17 protein-coding genes are annotated in these 17492 nt (G+C 65.6%); 6 read left to right on the top strand and 11 right to left on the bottom strand.

Features of this window, described 5'->3' with window-relative positions; translation table 11 throughout:
* Positions 1-92: 92 nt before the first annotated feature.
* The 9 genes from ABIC94_RS05310 to guaB form a co-directional block, all read right to left on the bottom strand.
* A complete protein-coding gene (locus tag ABIC94_RS05310) occupies positions 93-1028 on the bottom strand; it encodes an FHA domain-containing protein (RefSeq protein WP_354371882.1) in 936 nt (311 codons plus the stop codon).
* 24 nt (positions 1029-1052) lie between these two features.
* The gene (locus ABIC94_RS05305; RefSeq protein WP_354371881.1) at positions 1053-3233 is read right to left on the bottom strand and encodes a TOMM precursor leader peptide-binding protein; all 2181 of its coding nucleotides are present in this window, start codon (positions 3231-3233) and stop codon (positions 1053-1055) included.
* A 17-nt stretch (positions 3234-3250) separates the two neighbouring features.
* A complete protein-coding gene (locus ABIC94_RS05300; RefSeq protein ID WP_354371880.1) occupies positions 3251-4084 on the bottom strand; it encodes a class I SAM-dependent methyltransferase in 834 nt (277 codons plus the stop codon).
* A gap of 16 nt (positions 4085-4100) precedes the next feature.
* On the bottom strand, positions 4101-4889 hold the full coding sequence (locus tag ABIC94_RS05295) for a BMA_0021/BMA_0022 family TOMM bacteriocin (RefSeq protein ID WP_354371879.1): 789 nt from the start codon (positions 4887-4889) through the stop codon (positions 4101-4103).
* Positions 4890-4906: 17 nt separating this feature from the next.
* Positions 4907-8962, bottom strand: a complete 4056-nt coding sequence (locus ABIC94_RS05290; RefSeq protein ID WP_354371878.1) for a TOMM system kinase/cyclase fusion protein — start codon at positions 8960-8962, stop codon at positions 4907-4909.
* A 291-nt stretch (positions 8963-9253) separates the two neighbouring features.
* Positions 9254-10870 (bottom strand): glutamine-hydrolyzing GMP synthase, encoded by a 1617-nt coding sequence (gene guaA, locus ABIC94_RS05285; protein WP_354371877.1) that lies wholly within the window; start codon positions 10868-10870, stop codon positions 9254-9256.
* A 13-nt stretch (positions 10871-10883) separates the two neighbouring features.
* Complete coding sequence (locus ABIC94_RS05280) at positions 10884-11303, bottom strand: type II toxin-antitoxin system VapC family toxin (RefSeq protein WP_354372037.1); 420 nt, start codon at positions 11301-11303, stop codon at positions 10884-10886.
* Between the two features lie 11 nt (positions 11304-11314).
* Entirely contained in the window at positions 11315-11563 is a 249-nt protein-coding gene (locus ABIC94_RS05275; protein ID WP_319438085.1) for a type II toxin-antitoxin system Phd/YefM family antitoxin, read from the bottom strand.
* Between the two features lie 77 nt (positions 11564-11640).
* A complete protein-coding gene (gene guaB / locus ABIC94_RS05270; protein ID WP_354371876.1) occupies positions 11641-13110 on the bottom strand; it encodes an IMP dehydrogenase in 1470 nt (489 codons plus the stop codon).
* A gap of 179 nt (positions 13111-13289) precedes the next feature.
* Between guaB and ABIC94_RS05265 the strand changes: the two genes are divergently transcribed.
* Positions 13290-13820, top strand: a complete 531-nt coding sequence (locus tag ABIC94_RS05265) for a DUF4124 domain-containing protein (RefSeq protein WP_354371875.1) — start codon at positions 13290-13292, stop codon at positions 13818-13820.
* 10 nt (positions 13821-13830) lie between these two features.
* Here ABIC94_RS05265 and ABIC94_RS05260 read toward each other — a convergent pair whose 3' ends face one another.
* The gene (locus ABIC94_RS05260) at positions 13831-14166 is read right to left on the bottom strand and encodes an RnfH family protein (RefSeq protein WP_354371874.1); all 336 of its coding nucleotides are present in this window, start codon (positions 14164-14166) and stop codon (positions 13831-13833) included.
* The gene (locus ABIC94_RS05255; RefSeq protein ID WP_354371873.1) at positions 14163-14612 is read right to left on the bottom strand and encodes a type II toxin-antitoxin system RatA family toxin; all 450 of its coding nucleotides are present in this window, start codon (positions 14610-14612) and stop codon (positions 14163-14165) included. The genes ABIC94_RS05260 and ABIC94_RS05255 overlap by 4 nt, the downstream gene beginning before the upstream one ends.
* A gap of 62 nt (positions 14613-14674) precedes the next feature.
* On the opposite strand from ABIC94_RS05255, the gene smpB reads away from it, so the two are divergent.
* From smpB to ABIC94_RS05230, 5 genes are all read left to right on the top strand, one after another.
* Entirely contained in the window at positions 14675-15151 is a 477-nt protein-coding gene (smpB, locus tag ABIC94_RS05250) for an SsrA-binding protein SmpB (protein WP_354371872.1), read from the top strand.
* 92 nt (positions 15152-15243) lie between these two features.
* Positions 15244-15639: a COG4315 family predicted lipoprotein gene (locus ABIC94_RS05245; RefSeq protein WP_354371871.1), complete on the top strand. Its 396-nt coding sequence runs from the start codon at positions 15244-15246 to the stop codon at positions 15637-15639.
* Between the two features lie 21 nt (positions 15640-15660).
* Positions 15661-16179, top strand: a complete 519-nt coding sequence (locus tag ABIC94_RS05240; RefSeq protein WP_354371870.1) for a sigma-70 family RNA polymerase sigma factor — start codon at positions 15661-15663, stop codon at positions 16177-16179.
* Between the two features lie 13 nt (positions 16180-16192).
* Entirely contained in the window at positions 16193-17014 is an 822-nt protein-coding gene (locus ABIC94_RS05235; protein ID WP_354371869.1) for an anti-sigma factor, read from the top strand.
* A 72-nt stretch (positions 17015-17086) separates the two neighbouring features.
* A complete protein-coding gene (locus ABIC94_RS05230) occupies positions 17087-17479 on the top strand; it encodes a COG4315 family predicted lipoprotein (protein ID WP_354371868.1) in 393 nt (130 codons plus the stop codon).
* The last annotated feature ends 13 nt before the right edge of the window (positions 17480-17492 follow it).

Raw genomic sequence — 17492 nt, 5'->3', positions numbered from 1 at the left:
TGGCACCGAACTGGAACCCACTCTAGGGAGCCATCGCACCGAACGGAATTACATGCGATTACACGGAGCGACGTCTCCGCGTAATGAGGTATTCAGCTCCGTGCGCCGCCTTGGATCAGGAAGGGGTAGCTGCCGAAACGCACGTCCCCGCGCCGGCGCTCGACCAACGGCGCGTTGGCCGAGTGCGTGGGCAGCGCATTCAGGATCTGATGCTTCGCGCGGAAGATCTGGATGTTCACGTAGGACGGTTCCACGCCGAGCATGCGCGACAGTTCATCCAGCGCAATCCAGCCCTGGCTCTGCGGTGCAAGGCCTCTTTGGGCATCTTGCGAGCGCACCCGCGCGAGGGTCACGAGGGTGTAATGATGGATGCGCTCGCCCAGGGAAACCGACTTGCCGTCGGTCACCAGGCTCAAGCTCGTGTGCTCCTCGTTCTGGCTCACGTTGAAGTGAAGGGCAACCTCCACGGGCTGCAGCGGCACCGATGCGATCTGGTTCTCCGCCGTCGATTCCAGGTCGTCGCACAGCACGAACTCCCAGGTGTTGGCGGAGGTCCGCACCATGGCGCCATCGCTCAGGTGATCGATACCGTCGATGTGCTCGAGCACCCACTTGCCTTCGTGAAAATAGACGTTCACCTCGGGCTGCTGCGCATCCGGCAGGAGGTTCTCGCGCAGCCCCAGTGCCAGCGCCGATCCGTGTCCCTCGCTTGGGTAAAGACAAGTCACTGGAGGCGCCAGATCGTCGGCGATCCAGACCGACTCCTCGCCGAGGCCCAGGCGGACTTCGGCGCCCGGTGGCACGACGGTCCATCGGCCGCTCGGCAGGCGTTCGCCATTCAGGGTGGTTCCATTGCGGCTTTGATCGACGATTTCCCAGGCCAGCCGATTCCATCGGACCAGCGCATGGATCTGCGACACATCGGGCGCCTGCAGCACGGTCTGGCAGGCCGATGGGCGCCGGCCGAAGGCATGCATGGGGCGCAGCACGGTGCCGCGGTCGTCGAGCTTGTTCCGGAAGATGGCCATCGGTTGTTTTTTCCTTTGTCGTGTTCAGACATACAGCGCTTGGGAATTCAAGTCGCTTTCCTGCAAGGGGGTATCGCGCCATCCCATGGCAACGGGCACGCGGTAGAGTCGCTGATTGCCCAGCTCGGGCCAGATGTGGCACAGGCCGGGCACAACCACCTTCACGGTGCGAAGCGGGATGTCCGGCCGCGTGTAGTCGAGAACCACGGTCTCCATGCCAAGGGACGCGGCGATGCGCACGCACCGCGCGATCTCTTCGGCAATGTCCATACTGGCCGCCATGGCCCCGAGAACAGGCCGGCGCTTCGGTGCTGCATCGCCCTCTTCTCCCTCCTCCCCCTCTTCCACCGGCATGAGAAAGCGTGGCACGCCTCCGAGATCGCCTGCTGAAGGCGGAACGGAAAACTTCTTTCCGGCCGCGATCAACTGGCTCATTTCGGTGAGTGCACGCTCGCAGGCCAGCACGGGGTTCGGACTGCAGCCGAAACCGATGGCCCAGTCGCCCGTCGCACGATGCCGGCCGATGGCCGCCATGACAGGAATGCCGAAGTCATGGGTGATGTCCAGCACCCAGCGCTGCCATGGCGGACCCAGGGCGCGCTCGATGCGCGCAAGGCTTTCTGCGGGCAGGCTGCCCAGGTCGATGGCGGGCCTGCGGATTTCCCCGTACCACCAGATGGCCGCCGCATCGCGCTCCACCAGCTCGAGAAAGCCTTGAAGGATGGCCTCCTCCAGCGTGTTCCCGGCGGCGCAGCCGTTCGATGTCCACACCGAGTGCCGCTGGCTCTCTGCCGGGGCGTTGGCATAGCAGAAGGCCAACGGGAGGTAGCAACGCGCGTTGGATGTCAGCGACCAGGCCGGCGCCCACCACGCCGGATCGTGCACCGGCAGCGCGGGGGCAGCCACCGCATGCGGCGGGCTGTGCGTTGCGAAATGCGCGCGCTGCCTCGCGCTGAAAAGTGCGAGGTCTTGCGGCGGTATGCAGCGCGCATCGAGCGCCGATGCCGCCGTGAACACCGCGGCCTCGTCGCCCTGGTGAAAGGCAGCGTACCGCTCGACCGCCTCGCACATCGCGCTGGCACGTGACTGGTCCGTGGACATTCCCTTGCCAAGGCACACCTGCACCAGCGCGCCCGCGGAAAGGTCGCCGTGCAGGTTCGGCGTCTTGAAGATTTCGCTGCGGTAGACCGTCAACGCGTCTTCTGCTTCAGCGCCCAGTGGCACGACTCGCGTGACGACGCCGCACAGCGGATCGACGTACGGGGCCAGCTGATCGACCGTGGCTGACGCTGGCATCGTGCGCCAGCCGCCATCGGGTCGGTTGCCCGACAGGCAAGGCGCGAGCGCGATCGGCTGGCGCTGCAGATGCGCCATGAGCCCTGCGTCGCCGCACTGCGGGCATTGAGGCCGTGCCACGACGGCATGCGGCTGCAAGGGCTCCAGCGTCCACAACTGCTGGCTGGCCCGTTCGACGACGTTTCGCGCCAGCGGAAGCAGGCTCTTCAATCGCGCCCCTACAAGCTCTGCATCGGCCTGCAGCGGCACGCCGATGGCTTGGCCGCCATGCCTGTCTTGCCACCATGCCCGCACCGGCTTGTTCCGGATCAGGCGATGCGCCAGGCAATGCCAGCACGCCGTTGCAGCGGCTGCGTGCGGCGTGAACAGCGGCCCGACCATGGCCTGCTCGCCCGCAGGCTTGGCCAGCAGCCACGGGCGCTTCGACGTGCGCTGCTGCGCGTCGATCAGGTTGAGCCTGGGATCGAGGTAGTCGTCGCAGAACACGATGGTGAGGTTCGCATCGCCTTCGGCCACGGCCTGCCCCCAGCGCGTGGCCGCATCGCGGTCCATCGCATCCGACAGCACGATGGCGTCTGCGTGTTCGTTCACGTGGATGCGCGCGAACGGAGAAGAAAAATCCGGAACGACATAACGTGCTGCGTCTCCGCCCCCCACCGGCCTCGCCAAGCCTTGCCGAACCAGCGCTTCGAGGGCATGCAGCATCTCCGCCAGCAACACGGGAGCGCCCTCGGTCCTGCAGTGCGAGGCAAGGCTAATGCCCTCGCGCAGCATGCGCTCGACGGCCAGCACGCCCGGCGAGCCGAGCATCGACACCTCGTTCTCGCTCAGCAGCAGCAGGCCGTCTTGTTGCACGAGCGGCGGCAGGTATCTGTCGTGCCACTGGAAAACGTCGCTGAAGAAGTCCATCGGCGGCGAGTTACGGATTACGCGTCATGCGGCAAGCCCAGCGTCAAGCGGGCGACGGTGTAAGGCCACCGGCCGGTCGTTGCCCGGAAGGCGGTCTCGAAGAGCCGGTGCTGTTCGGAGAACCGTGAATAGAGATGGTCTTCGGAGCGCACGCGAATCGATGAATGAATGCCCGCGACCTGGGCCGAGTCTTCGAACCCCGACACGACCGGCAGATGCATGCCGCCCACCTGCACCGGCATGCTCGCGAGGATCGGGTGCACGAAGTCCAGCACCACCATGCATGCGGATTGGCACCGTGTGAAACGTTGGGCCAGCCGGCGCAGCATGGCCTCCAGCGGCGCCTGCGGCAGGTAGGGGCAAACACCCTCCAGCATCACGAGCACCGGCCGGTCGCCCGGCAGGCCCGCGACATCCAGCCATTCGGGGTCGAGGATCGAGCACGCAAGGTTGCGCTCTCCGTCATCGGCCGTCACATGCTGCTCGCGCAGGCGAATGGCATCGGGCAGATCGACGCTGAGCCAGTCGACACCGCCGCTGCGCGCCACGCGTGAACCGAGGCGACTGCGGCGCGTGCACAGCCCCGCTCCCAGCGTGATGCCCATGCCGGACGGATGCGCCGCGAAGAACTCGGCCGCGAAGCCGTCGATCAGCGCGGCCCGCAGGACCACGCCCCTGACGAATGCCGCATCGTGCGCATAGACCGAGAGATCGAACGGCAGCGCCGCAGCGATGCGACGCGCCTCGGGGTCGGAGAACTCCGATGCGGCGACGACGCCTTGCGACCCGGCGCGGGCGGCCAGCGTCAGCAGCAGCGTGGCCGAGGCGCCCTGCAGCGCGATTGGTGTCACCCCTTCGACGGGGGATTCAGCAGGTGAAGGGATAGGCGCTGCCCGTGTTGTTGTACGAGGTGAGCGCAATCGCGCGCATGCCTTCCTCCGCCGGTGCCTGCGGATAGTTGAGCTGGATCGCGTTCTTGATCGGCGAGCCGTCGGCGGTCTTCAGGTTCCATTCGCCGCGCGCGGCATCCCAGGTGAGCTGCGGGTTGGTGACAAACCGGATCTGGAAATTGAACGGGTTGTTGTAGCCCAACCATTGGCTCAGCACCGGGGCCTTGTCGCCGCTCGGGTCGCGCGTCAGGTCGCCGAGGAATTCCGGCGATTGCCACGCCAGGGCAATGGCGCGCAGCACCAGGCCACCGAACGCGAGCAGGGAATCGGCGCCACCACCCGGAATGCCGAGGCCCGTGGGCAGTGCGCCCTGTGGCGGTCCGACGGGCTTCTCGGGCTTGTCGAAGGCGGCGGCGGAACCCATGAAGTTCGGAAACAGCTGGTAGTACGCGGCCAGTGCTTCGGTCGCATGGGAAGACGGCGCCTGCGGCAGCACGATGACGAAGGCATCGTCGGGGCCGATCCAGCCCGCCGTCAGCATCGGCTTCCATTCGGCCCGCAGCGCCGGGTCGCTGTTGAGGTACAGGCCGATGTCCAGCATCGGCCACAGCGTCGGCATGCCGAAATCGCGATGCAGCAGCGGCTGGATGTCTTCCTGGTCGAGCAGTTCTCGCCGGTACGCATCGTCTTGCCACGACCGCGCAATGGCCCGGAGGTAAGCGAGGCGGAATTCGAGCAAGGGCTCGGCACTTTGGCGCTGGGTCATGATGACTTCTTCCTTGTTTAAGAAAAATGCGCAGGCGTTGGCTTGCGCTGGGACAACTCCGGCCGCATCGCGGCCAGATCTTTCAATCGCTCGGCAACCCCGTGGCGGGCCGGCGCCAATGTCCGCAGTGCGGCCAGCGCATCGAACTCGGTCCGATGTTTTCCACCCTCCCGCGCCAACGACGCGGCGCGGGAGAGGCTCTGCATGGCGGCCACGCGCTTGCCACCCGCGCCCAGGAGGTAGTGGGCCTTCTTCAGGTGGAGCTCGGCGCTGTACAGCCCTTCATTGAGCTCCGCCACCAGGTGCAGGCATTCGTCGATCCGGTCGATCGCCTCGGCCCATCGCTGCTGGCCCGCCAGGGTTTCGGCGGCGAACGCGCGGTAGTAGGTCTGGCAGTAGCGGCAGCCCATGTTCCACAGGGCCTGCACGGTGCCATCGGCCTGGGCGATGTCAGCAGCGTCTCCTGTCGACCAGCAACGGATGATGTCCGCATAACCCTGGAACGCCGGCAGGCCGTAGCGCGCCGTGATGTCCAGCAGCTCGGTGGTGCTCGCCAGCGCCGCCGCCTTGTCGCCGCGGGCCTGGTGGCCCAGGCTCTGGTACAGAAGCGCCATGCTCAGCGAAGGGACGTGCGACATCTCCCTGGCCCACTGCACCGCCTGCGTGGCATCGGTGAGCGCGGCCTCGTCGTGGCCGGCGAACCAGCGGACCAGCGAGCGTCCCGTGGTCGCCCACACGCGCGTGTCGAAACCGAAGTCGGCCGCATGGTGCGCGTGTGTCTCGGGGCTGTAGCGCTCGACGGCATCCGTCAACGCCCGCTCCGCCAAGGCAAAGCGGCCATCGGAATAATGCGCAAGGCCCAGGTAGGTTTGCGCGGCGACGAACACGCCCTGGTCCTGCTGATGCCGCGCGTGGTCGAGCAGCCTGTGGCTCAGCCGGCGGACTTCGTCGCGGTTGCTCGCGACGTGGTGAAAGGTGATGAGGGTCCACAGGTGCTGCACCTGCTTCTCCCTGGCCACCGTGTCGCTCAGCAGTTCCTGCGACAGGGCGATGCGGTCTACCACCTGGGGGTGGGCCCAGCCGTGCTTGTTCATCATCGCGTGCGTGACGTAGCTGTTCACGTCCAGCCGGGCTTCGCGCTGCGCGATGCCACTCAGATGCCCGACCCACCCGTCGATGTGCCGCGCATAGGCGATGGTCTCGTCGTTGAGCGAACGGTGCTGCGTGAGGCGCAACTGCCGCACCGCATGGGCGACCGCCTGCGCATGGTCGCCGGCGTCCGCCCAATGCTGCGCAACGCTGCCCGGCTCGTTGGCGACGCGTTGGGGATGGGCACGCACCAAGGTCTGCGCCACCTTCTGGTGCTGCTGGCGACGCTGCGCGACGAGCATGCATTCGTAGGCGGTGTCACGGATCAGCGCATGCCGGAAGAGAAAGGCGCCGGCCCCTGCGCCAGACAACCCGGCCTGCATGACGAGCCCTGCATCGCGCAAGGTCTCCAGCTCCTTGTCCACCGTCTCGCGGCTCTTTCCCGAGCAGGCGCACAACAGCTCCGCATCGAACTGCCGCCCGATGGTGGCGGCCAGTTGCAGCAGGCTCTTGGCGGGCCCCAAGCGATCGAAGCGGCTGACCAAGGAATCGCGCAGCGTCACCGGAATGGCGGCCGGCTGCGCGGTGTCTTTGAACACCCAGGCGCCGTCGACTTCGACCAGGTAGGTGTCGAGCAGCATGCGCGCCAGCTCCTGCACGAAGAGCGGCACGCCGTCGGTACGCGCGACGATATTCCGGATCACCGCGGCGTCGACTGTTCGCGGCGCGAGCACCTGGCGGGCCAGCTGTTCGGCCTGCGCGTCGTCTAGCCTTCGCACCTCGATGCATCCGGCCTCCAGGCCTTGCGGCTTGACCCATTCCGGCCGCGCCGTCAGCACGAGCAGGATGCGCTGGTCCGCCAGTTGCCCGATCAGCCCTTCGAGAAATTCGATGCTCGTCGGATCGGCCCAATGCACGTCCTCGACCACCAGCAGAAGCGGCGCCGGGGCGGCCATGTGCAACAGCCACTGTGCGGTCGACTGCAGCAGCAGCGCCTTCTGCATCGCGGGGGAAACCTGGCTTGCCTGATGGCGACCCAGCGGAAGCGAGAGCCACGAACAGAAGATCGGTACTACCGCCTCTGCATCGCAGCCGGCCGCCTGCAGGGCCTCTTGCACCCACTCGCGCCGGCCGTCTGCCGATGCGCCCGGCACCGCTTCGAGTTGCTGGCGCAGCAGCGTAAGAAAAGGCGTCAGCGCGTTGTTCTGGTGTTCCGGATGGCACTGCGCGCTGACGGACTTTCGGCCTTCCTGCGCCACGTGCTCGCGCAGCACGTCGACGAGGCAGGACTTGCCGATGCCAGGCTCGCCGCGGATCCACACCGCGCGTCCGCGGCCTTCGCTGGCTTGCGTCCATTCGGCGCGCAGCAGGTCGAGCTCGCGATCGCGCCCGACGCACATGCGGCTCAACGCACCCGGAGTCGGCGCGAGAAGCGATGAAGATGGCGCGGCGGCCGCATTCAGTCGGTAGGTCTGGATACCGGCGGACTGCCCCGGCAGGCTCACGCTGCCGGCCTGGTCGAAACGCGCATGGCGGGACAACAGGCGGTAGCTGCTTTCGCTGGCCAGCAGCGTTCCCATGTCGGCCAGGCCTTCGAGACGCATCGCAACGCTCACGGCATGCCCCGACGGAATTTCTCCGCCGGCCACCACGGCCATGCCGGTGTGCATGCCCATGCGAATGCCCAGGTGCGCGCCGTGCGCCTCCCTGATGGCCGCCGACCGGCTGTGCCCAAGGGCAATGAGCTCGAGCGCCGTCATGCTCGCCTGCCTGGCGTCGGTGTCGCTGGCATGCGGATAGCCGAACAAGACGATCATCCGATCGCCCAGCGTGCCCGCCAGCTTGCCGCCACGCCGCGTGGCCGCTTCGAAAAAGCGGCCGAGCTCTTCGCGCTGCAGCAGTTCCAGGTTTTCGATGTCCGAAGGCGGTGCGGCGCCCCCGCTCCCTTCGCCTTCGTCGCCCTCGCCCGCGTCCGGCCAGACCGCGACGCTGCAGCACAGCACCGTCAGTTGCCGCTTCTCGGAAAAGCTTCTGGCAGTCGCTACGGTGCGCGTCAGTGGATCGTCTCCTTGCTGCTGCGCCGACTTGAGGACACCCACGAGGTCATCGAGCCTGAGACCTTCGAGTTCGGCGAGCAACGCAGCGGCCGAACCGCAGCGCTCGTCGACCCTCTTCTTCAGCGTATGCCGCAACAGGGCTGCTACCGGATGCACGGCAATCTCCGCCGGAAGCGGCACTTCCGAAGGACTCAGTTGCTGGTGGAAAATCTCGGCGGCCGAATTTCCGCGGACCGCAGGCACGCCCATCAGGCATTCGAGGAACATCAGCCCCCACGCGTAGAGATCGGACTTGACACTCGGCAGCTCCCCGCGAAGCTGCTCCGGCGCGCTGTACGCCGGTGTGCCGAGGCATTCCTCGGCCATCGTGAGCGTTGAAAACTGGAGATCTCTGTGCAGCGAGACCACGGTGCTGATGCCGAAGTCCAGCACCTTCGCATGCGGTATCGCACCGGTGAACGTGACCATCACGTTCTCGGGCTTCAGATCGCGATGCACGATGCCGGCCCTGTGCGCGCAATCCAGCGCATCGAGCACCTCCGCCATGAGATGGCGGGTCTCGGTTGCAGTCAGCGAACCTCTGCGCCGAATGAGACTGCCGAGCGTTTCTCCAGGCACGTATTCGAAGACGCCATAGACGCACCCGCCCTGCTCGCCCTTGTCGAGCAGTTGAACGATGTGCGGGTGATGCAGCGCTGCGCACAGCTTTGTCTCGCGATGAAAACGGGCCACGCGCTGCTTGCCGTCCTGCAGCTTGACGACCTTGACCGCGACGATGGTTCCCGTATGGCGCTGCAAGGCGCGATAGACAGTCCCATAGCCACCCGCGCCCAACTCCTCCAGCAAGTCGTAGCCGGGGATGGGCGACGGATTCGAGGGAGCAACCTGCTGAATTGCATCAGTGCGGCCAATGACGGCATCCTGCATTTCAGCCCCCTCTGGTTGATCGGCCAACGCTATCCGGCGTGCGGTCCAACAACGATTCGCTATTCAGCCAACCGATCGAACACGATTTGTTACTGTACCGGACAGAGGGATTTTTTCCGTCAAGAAATCTCTGAAAGAAACCGAAGTCACAAGGGCTATGGCGGTCTTTTTGGTACGTGTGCTTGACGTTGTAGGCTGAAAGAACTCGGCGAGCAATCACGCGGCCCCAGCCGCGTGAGCACGTCTTTCAGATAGGCATCGGGATCGTGATCCGAATGTCCGCGAAGCAAATCACTCCCACTCGATCGTCGCAGGCGGCTTGCTCGACACGTCGTAAGTCACGCGGTTGATGCCGCGCACTTCATTGATGATGCGGCCCGAGACCTTCTTGAGCAGCGCATACGGCAGCTCGGCCCAGTCGGCAGTCATGAAGTCGCTGGTCTGCACGGCGCGCAGCGCCACCACGTAGTCGTAGGTGCGGCCGTCGCCCATCACGCCCACGCTCTTCACGGGGAGAAACACGGTGAAGGCCTGGCTCGTGAGGTCGTACCAGGTCTTGCCGCTCTCGTCCTTGAAGTTGCGCAGCTCTTCGATGAAGATCGCGTCGGCGCGGCGCAGCAGGTCGGCGTATTCCTTCTTCACTTCGCCGAGGATGCGCACGCCCAGGCCCGGGCCGGGGAACGGATGGCGATACACCATCTCGGGCGGCAGGCCGAGCGCCACGCCCAGTTCGCGCACTTCGTCCTTGAACAGGTCGCGCAGCGGCTCGAGCAGCTTGAGGCCCAGTTGCTCGGGCAGGCCGCCCACGTTGTGGTGGCTCTTGATGGTGACGGCCTTCTTGCTCTTGGCGCCGCCCGATTCGATGACGTCGGGGTAGATGGTGCCTTGCGCCAGGAAGGTCGCGCCCTTGTGGCCTCCGTCGCCGGCCTTGAGCTTGGCGGCCTCCTGCTTGAAAACCGTGACGAACTCGCCGCCGATGATCTTGCGCTTGGCTTCGGGGTCGCTCACGCCGGCGAGCTTGCCGAGGAACAGGTCGCTGGCGTCGACGCGAATCACCTTCGCGTGCAGCTTGCCTTCGAACATCTCCATGACCATGTCGCCTTCGTTCAGGCGCAAGAGGCCGTGGTCGACGAACACGCAGGTCAGCTGGTCGCCGATGGCACGGTGAATGAGCGCGGCCGCCACGCTCGAATCGACACCGCCCGAAAGGCCGAGGATGACTTCTTCATCGCCCACCTGCTCGCGGATCTTTTCCACGGCTTCGGCGATGTGGTCGCGCATGACCCAGTCGGGCTTCGCCTCGCAAATGCCGAGCACGAAGCGATCGATGATTGCCTTGCCCTGCACGGTGTGCGTCACTTCGGGGTGGAACTGCAGCGCGTAGTAGCGGCGTGCCTCGTCGGCCATGCCGGCGATGGGGCAGCTTTCGGTGCTGGCCATGAGCTTGAAGCCCGGCGGCAATTCGGTGACCTTGTCGCCATGGCTCATCCACACGTTGAGCATGCCGAAGCCTTCGGGCGTGGTGAAGTCGGCAATGTCTTTCAGCAGCGCGGTGTGGCCATGGGCGCGCACGGACGCAAAGCCGAACTCCCGCTTGTGGCCTCCCTCGACCTTGCCGCCAAGCTGGTGCGCCATGGTCTGCATGCCGTAGCAGATGCCGAGCACCGGCACGCCCAGGTCGAACACGGCTTGCGGAGCCTTGTCGGTGGTCTCTTCGTACACGCTGGCGTGGCTGCCCGAAAGAATCACGCCCTTGAGGTGGCCGTCGGCCGCGTATTCGCGTACCCACTCGTCGGTGACGTCGCAGGGGTGCACTTCGCTGAGCACGTGTGCTTCACGCACGCGGCGCGCGATGAGTTGCGTAACTTGCGAGCCGAAATCGAGGATGAGGATCTTGTCGTGTTGCATGGAGAAGACTCGGTCAGAGCGTTGAAATGTCGAACAGCTTCACGCCCGCCTTGGGCGCTGCCTGGATGAGTTGCTCGTCGAAAGTGGCGAGCGGGAGATTGAGCGATCGTGCGAGCCAGAGGTATCCCGCGTCATAGAGCGAGACGCCCACATCGATGGCCACGGCGAGCACGGCCTTGTGTTGCGCCGGCGCGAGTTCGTGCAGTTCGACGCGATGGCGGATGGCGTCGAGCACGCTCCACAGCCCTTCGACCGCCGACGACGGAATGCGGCCGCTGCGCACGCCGTTGGCAAGAATGTTGGCGCACTCCCACTGCCAGGCATTGGGCGCCTGCGGCTCGACCTCGTCACGGCGAATGGCGGCGTAGAGCTTGCGGGTGTGTTCGCTGGCCTGGTCGGGCAGCAGCCAGGCGGCGGTGACGGAGGCGTCCATGACGAAGGCTGTCACGATTGGCGCCCTTCGTCGAGCAGTGCGCGCATGGAGAGGCCGGGCTGGATGGTGGCGTGCAGCGCGTCGATCTGGCCGAGTTCGCGCTCGATCTGCTCGTCGGTGATGACCGGTTTGCGCCGCACCGGCAGCATGCGCACGACTTCCTTGCCGTGGCGGGTGATGCGAACCTCCTCGCCCTTTTCGACCAGGTCGATCAGGGCCGAGAAATTGTTCTTGGCTTCAGCGATGCCGATGGATTGCATTTGGGCCAGAAAAATTGAATCTGGCCCAAATTCTAATGCCAATCTGGCCTGACTTTCAAGATCTGGCCAGAATGGACTTATTCAGACCGGTAGTTCGGTGCTTCCTTGGTGATCTGCACGTCGTGCACGTGGCTCTCGCGAATGCCGGCCGTGGTGATCTCGACGAACTCGGCCTTGTTCTTCATGTCTTCGATGGTCGCGCAGCCGCAGTAGCCCATGCTGGCCCGCAATCCGCCCGACATCTGGTAGACGATGGAAACCATCGAGCCCTTGTAGGGCACGCGGCCTTCGATACCTTCGGGCACCAGCTTGTCGGCGTTGGGGTTGCCGGTGGTGGATTCCTGGAAGTAGCGGTCGGCACTGCCCTGCTGCATGGCGCCGATGGAGCCCATGCCTCGGTAGCTCTTGTAGCTGCGCCCCTGGAACAGCACGATTTCGCCGGGCGCCTCTTCGGTGCCCGCGAACATGCCGCCCATCATCACGGTGCTGGCGCCCGCGGCAATGGCCTTGGCGATGTCGCCCGAATAGCGGATGCCGCCGTCGGCGATCAGCGGAATGCCGGTGCCCTGCAGCGCGGTGGCCACGTTGTCTATCGCCATGATCTGCGGCACGCCGACACCGGCAACGATGCGCGTGGTGCAGATGGATCCGGGGCCGATACCGACCTTGACCGCGTCGGCGCCGGCATCGGCCAGCGCACGGGCCGCGTCGCCGGTGGCGATGTTGCCGCCGATCACGTCGACCTGCGGATAGTTCTTCTTGACCCAGCGCACGCGCTCGATCACGCCGGCGCTGTGGCCGTGCGCGGTGTCGACCACGATGGCGTCGACGCCGGCCTTCACCAGCGCCTCGACGCGCTCCTCGGTGCCTTCACCCACGCCGACCGCGGCGCCAACACGCAGGCGGCCCGAGGGATCGCGCGCGGCGTTGGGGAAACTGGTCTGCTTGGTGATGTCCTTGACGGTGATCAGGCCCTTGAGCTCCCACGCGCCATTGATGACCAAGAGGCGTTCGAGCTTGTGCTTGTTGAGCAGCGCCTTGGCCTCGGCCAGCGTGGTGCCGTCCGGCACGGTGATGAGCTTGTCGCGCGGCGTCATGATCTCGCTCACCAGCACGTCGTAGCGGTTTTCGAAGCGCAGGTCGCGCCCGGTCACGATGCCGACCACCTTGCCGCCGTCGAGTACCGGGAAGCCCGAAATACCCAGTTCGTCGGACAACTGCATCACTTGCAGCACCGTGTGCGTCGGCGTGATCACCACGGGATCGCGCAACACGCCGGATTCGTAGCGCTTCACCTTGGCGACCTGCGCGGCCTGCTCGGCCGCGGTGAAGTTCTTGTGCACGATGCCGATGCCGCCTTCTTGCGCGATGGCAATTGCGAGGCGCGCTTCAGTCACCGTATCCATCGCGGCGGATACCAGCGGCAGATTCAGCGCGATGTTGCGGGAAAAACGGGTGGCGAGGGAGGTGTCCTTGGGCAGGACCTGGGAGAACGCTGGCACCAACAACACATCGTCGAAGGTGAGCGCTTTGCCGAGAAGGCGCATGGGTGAAGCTCCAAAAGACGGATTGTAACGATGCCCGGTACTTACCCGCCCCTCAGGGGGCTTCAGCCGGTATCGACATGCGCCGCGCGAACGCCAAACGTCGCCAATTTCCAACTCGACCGCAGCGAAAGCGAGGGTCGGCCATGTTGCAAAACGTAAGGCGCAGCTAAACTCGCTGTATGAAATTCGCGCATTGGCTCGTACTGGGATGTGTTTGCCTGCTGCCGCTGTCGGCCAGCGCGCAATGGCAATGGATCGACAAGAGCGGCAAGAAGGTCTTCAGCGACCAGGCGCCGCCTTCCGATATTCCCGAAAAGAACATCCTGCGCCGCGCAGGCTCGCCGCCGCCGGCCCGCACGGGCTTCAGCTCGGCTCCCGCCGACGGCGCCGCCTCCTCCGACGAAGCAGCCGCACCCCAGGCCCGCGAAGCCGCGGCGGCGCCCAAGCCGCCGGCCGTCGACAAGGAGCTCGAGGAAAAGACCAAGAAGGCGAAGGCGGAAGAAAAGACCAAGCAGGAGGCCGAGACACAGAAAAACGCCAAGATCAAGGCCGAGAACTGCGAACGTGCGCGCCAGGGCAAGGCCACGTTCGACAGCGGCATCCGCGTGGCCAAGGTCAACACCAAGGGCGAGCGGGAAATCATGGACGACGCGGCCCGCGCCGCCGAGCAGAAGCGCCTTCAGTCGATCATCGAAAGCGACTGCAAGTAAGTTCGCCGGTTCAATAGCCGGCCTTGCCGCCCTTGCGGCGGTTCGCAAACAGGCCGGTACCCTTGGCGCCCTGGCGCTGAAAACGTTCGCGGCGCGCCACCTTGGGGTCGACGGCCAGGGGCCGGCACAGCTCGACGCGGTCGCCGTCCTTGAGCGGCTGGTTCCAGTCGACTTCCCTGCCCCAGATTCCCGGCGTCATGGACTGGCGCCAATCCAATTGCGGGAAGCGCTGCGCGAGGTCACTGGCCTTCACGGCATCGTCCACGGTGGCCTCGGGCGCCAGCCGCAGGATCTGCTCGAACACCTCGCGTGGCGCGGGCGAGCAGCTCAGCGTGACTTCGATCATCCTTCCTTGCCGTAGACCTGCTCGGCGCGCTTCACGAAAGCCTCGACCAGGCTGGAGGCAATGGTGTCGAACACCGGCCCCACCAGTGCCTGCAATGCAAAATTGCTGAAGCCGTAGCTCATGTGCAGCTCGACGCGGCAGGCGCGATCGCCGGGCTCGCCCACGGGTACGAATTTCCAGTGGCCGTCGAGGTTGGAAAATGGTCCGTCGACGAGCTTGAGGTGCACTTCGCGGCCCGGCACATGGCTGTTTCGGGTGGTGAAGCTCTGGTGAAGGCCGGCGAAAGCGAGGCCGACTTCGGCAGTCATTCCGGCCTCGTCCTCCTCGATGACGCGCGCCTTGTCGCACCAGGGCAAAAACTGCGGATATTTCTCCACATCGGTGACGAGCGCGTACATCTCTTCGGCGCTGTACCAGATGAGGACGGACTTGTTGACGGTTTTCATAGAATCGGGACAGCGTGCGCGACGGATTGTATTGAAGCCATGCGCCCCCACCTTTCCGAGCCATGGCCACCAAGAAACAAGATACTTCCACCCGCATTGCCGACAACAAGAAGGCCGCGTACAACTATTTCTTCGAAGAACGCTTCGAAGCGGGCATCGTCCTCGAAGGCTGGGAGGTGAAGTCCCTGCGCGAAGGCAAGGTCCAACTGACCGACGGCTACGTGGTGATCCGCGACGGCGAGCTGTTCGTCGTGGGCCTGCAGATCAACCCGCTCAAGAGCGCCTCGACCCACGTCAACCCTGATTCCATCCGCACCAAGAAGTTACTCCTGCACAAGGAAGAAATTCGCCGGCTGGTCGGCAAGGTCGAACAAAAAGGCTACACGCTGGTGCCGCTCAACCTGCACTGGAAGGCCGGCAAGATCAAGCTCGAAATTGCGCTGGCCAAGGGCAAGGCCGAGCACGACAAGCGAGACACCATCAAGGACCGCGAAGGCAAGCGCGAGGTCGAGCGCGCAATGAAGAGCCGCAGCCGCTAGTTCTTTTTTTGCGCGGCATGGAATAAAACGCCGGTTGCAGGCGTTTGTGCGGTGTCATCGAATCGTCGATGCCACCAACCCAGGAGTCTTCCATGTCGCCTTTTCGTATTTCCTCCGCCGGTATCTCCTCCGCCGGCATTGCCGCCGCGCTCTTGAGCAGCCTGCTCGCGCTTCCCGCACTCGCGCAGCCCAAGGCCGCCGACGGTGCGCTGGTCGGCCCGAACGGCATGACGCTCTACACCTTCGACAAGGACACCGCCGGCAATGGCAAATCGGTGTGCAACGGCACCTGCGCGACCAACTGGCCGCCCTTCATGGCTGCCGACAGCGACAAGCCGGCCGGCGACTTCACCATCGTCACGCGCGACGACGGCAAGAAGCAATGGGCCGCCAAGGGTTGGCCGCTCTACTACTGGGCCAAGGACACGAAGCCGGGCGACAAGACCGGCGACGGTGTCGGTGGCGCCTGGAAAACCGCCAAGCCCTGACCGCACGCACCTGCGCCATTCATGGACGCCCGCCTGCTGGCCGACCAGATCCCGAGCCTGCGCCGCTATGCGCGCGCGCTCACGGGCAATGCATGGGCGGCCGATGACCTGGTGCAGGACACCCTCGAGCGGGCCTGCAGCAAGTGGCGTCTCTGGGTGGTGGGCAGCGACCTGCGCGCATGGCTGTTCACGGTCATGCACAACATCTTCGCGAGCCAGCTGCGGCGCACGCCGCCGCCGCACAGCGTCGTGCCGCTGGACGACGTGGCGCACGAGTTGCAGGACGACGCCGACCCGGGCCGGGACCTCGGCACCGGGCTCGACCTGCAGCGCTGCCTGATGCAGTTGCCGGAGGAACAGCGGGCCGTGCTGCTGCTGGTCACGCTCGAAGACCTCTCCTATGCCGAGGTGGCCAAGGTGCTCGGCATTCCCGCGGGCACCGTGATGTCTCGCCTGTCGCGCGCCCGCGCCCGGTTGCACGAATTGATGGACGGCGGCGCCTCTGTGCCGAATCGCCCCGGCCTGCGCCTGCTCAAGTGAAACCTGCCGAACCATGAACCGCCCTGCCCCGCCCCCCACCGACGACGAGTTGCATGCCCTGGTCGACGGCCAGTTGGCACCGGATCGCCGCTCCGAGGTCGAAGACGCAGCGGCGCGCGACCCCGCCATTGCCGCACGAATCGCGGCCTGGCGCAGCCAGCGCGGCGCTTTGCGCCGACTGCACGGCGATCTGCTCGGCGAGCCCATCCCTGCGCCCTTGATGACCGTGCTCGATCGCAACCATCCCCGGCAGGCCCGGCAAGGCAGCTGGGTGCAATGGGGCGGCATGGCGGCGGGCGTGCTGGTCGCCTTTGCCGCAGGCTGGCTCGGCAACGCCCAGTGGTCGGCCCAGCGCGCCGCGCCGGCCCAGTTGGCCAAGGCGCCTGCGATGCGCGAGTTCGTGCACGATGCGTCGATTGCGCATGCCGTCTATGCGCCCGAGAAAAGACACCCCGTGGAAGTGGCCGCCACAGAGCAGCAGCATCTCGTCCAGTGGCTGTCCAAACGCCTCGACAGGCCGCTCAAGGTCCCAGACCTGACGACGATGGGCTATACGCTCGTCGGCGGACGCCTTCTGCCCGGGGAAAGCGGCGCGCGCGCCCAGTTCATGTTCGAAGACCCCACCGGCGAACGCGTGACGCTCTACATCGGCACCCTCGACAGCCAGGCCGCCGGCACGGCCGCATCGCGCGAAACAGCCTTCCGGTTCGCGTCCGAAGGGCCAGTGCCCAGCTTCTATTGGGTGGACCACGGCTTCGGTTATGCCGTTGCCGGCAAGCTGCCGCGTGATATTTTGCTGAAACTCGCGACGCTGGCCTACCGCGATTTGTCTTGAGCCCGGCATAAACTGCCGGGTCGCACAACAACTGGCTTGTTTTCGCGATTTATCAACTGAAGGAGAAACTGCATGAAATTGCTCAGCGCCTCGATCCTCGCGGCGGCATTGCTCGCCGGCTGCGGTGGCATGTCCAACAAGACCGCCAGCGCACCCGACACCCCCACCCGCACTGCCGACGGCGTGCTCGTCGGACCGAACGGCATGACGCTCTATACCTTCACCAAGGACACGGCCGGCGCCGGCACTTCCGTCTGCAACGCCCAGTGCGCGGCCAACTGGCCGCCGCTCCCCGTCGCCGAAACGGCCAAGCCCATCGGCGGCTACACCATCATCGTTCGCGAAGACGGCAAGCGCCAATGGGCCTACAAGGGCTGGCCGCTCTACTACTGGGCCAAGGATGCCAAGCCGGGCGACAAGACCGGTGACGGCGTGGCCGGCTCCTGGAAGATCGCCCGCCCCTGATCCCGTGATCTCC

Origin of the sequence: Variovorax paradoxus (assembly GCF_040544635.1) — a bacterium.
Classification (GTDB): Bacteria; Pseudomonadota; Gammaproteobacteria; order Burkholderiales; family Burkholderiaceae_C; genus Variovorax; species Variovorax paradoxus_R.
Note: the sequence above shows the minus strand (reverse complement) of the source record. Positions and strands in the feature narration are given on the sequence as shown.

Bases quoted from the DNA above. Each gene is read 5' to 3' on its own strand.
- ABIC94_RS05295 (WP_354371879.1), bottom strand. From the start codon at position 4,889: ATGACCCAGCGCCAAAGTGCCGAGCCCTTGCTCGAATTCCGCCTCGCT.
- ABIC94_RS05280 (WP_354372037.1), bottom strand. From the start codon at position 11,303: ATGGACGCCTCCGTCACCGCCGCCTGGCTGCTGCCCGACCAGGCCAGC.
- ABIC94_RS05245 (WP_354371871.1), top strand. From the start codon at position 15,244: ATGTCGCCTTTTCGTATTTCCTCCGCCGGTATCTCCTCCGCCGGCATT.
- ABIC94_RS05265 (WP_354371875.1), top strand. From the start codon at position 13,290: ATGAAATTCGCGCATTGGCTCGTACTGGGATGTGTTTGCCTGCTGCCG.
- guaB (WP_354371876.1), bottom strand. From the start codon at position 13,110: ATGCGCCTTCTCGGCAAAGCGCTCACCTTCGACGATGTGTTGTTGGTG.
- ABIC94_RS05305 (WP_354371881.1), bottom strand. From the start codon at position 3,233: ATGGACTTCTTCAGCGACGTTTTCCAGTGGCACGACAGATACCTGCCG.
- guaA (WP_354371877.1), bottom strand. From the start codon at position 10,870: ATGCAACACGACAAGATCCTCATCCTCGATTTCGGCTCGCAAGTTACG.
- ABIC94_RS05290 (WP_354371878.1), bottom strand. From the start codon at position 8,962: ATGCAGGATGCCGTCATTGGCCGCACTGATGCAATTCAGCAGGTTGCT.
- ABIC94_RS05275 (WP_319438085.1), bottom strand. From the start codon at position 11,563: ATGCAATCCATCGGCATCGCTGAAGCCAAGAACAATTTCTCGGCCCTG.
- ABIC94_RS05230 (WP_354371868.1), top strand. From the start codon at position 17,087: ATGAAATTGCTCAGCGCCTCGATCCTCGCGGCGGCATTGCTCGCCGGC.
- ABIC94_RS05255 (WP_354371873.1), bottom strand. From the start codon at position 14,612: ATGAAAACCGTCAACAAGTCCGTCCTCATCTGGTACAGCGCCGAAGAG.
- ABIC94_RS05260 (WP_354371874.1), bottom strand. From the start codon at position 14,166: ATGATCGAAGTCACGCTGAGCTGCTCGCCCGCGCCACGCGAGGTGTTC.
- smpB (WP_354371872.1), top strand. From the start codon at position 14,675: ATGGCCACCAAGAAACAAGATACTTCCACCCGCATTGCCGACAACAAG.
- ABIC94_RS05310 (WP_354371882.1), bottom strand. From the start codon at position 1,028: ATGGCCATCTTCCGGAACAAGCTCGACGACCGCGGCACCGTGCTGCGC.
- ABIC94_RS05235 (WP_354371869.1), top strand. From the start codon at position 16,193: ATGAACCGCCCTGCCCCGCCCCCCACCGACGACGAGTTGCATGCCCTG.
- ABIC94_RS05240 (WP_354371870.1), top strand. From the start codon at position 15,661: ATGGACGCCCGCCTGCTGGCCGACCAGATCCCGAGCCTGCGCCGCTAT.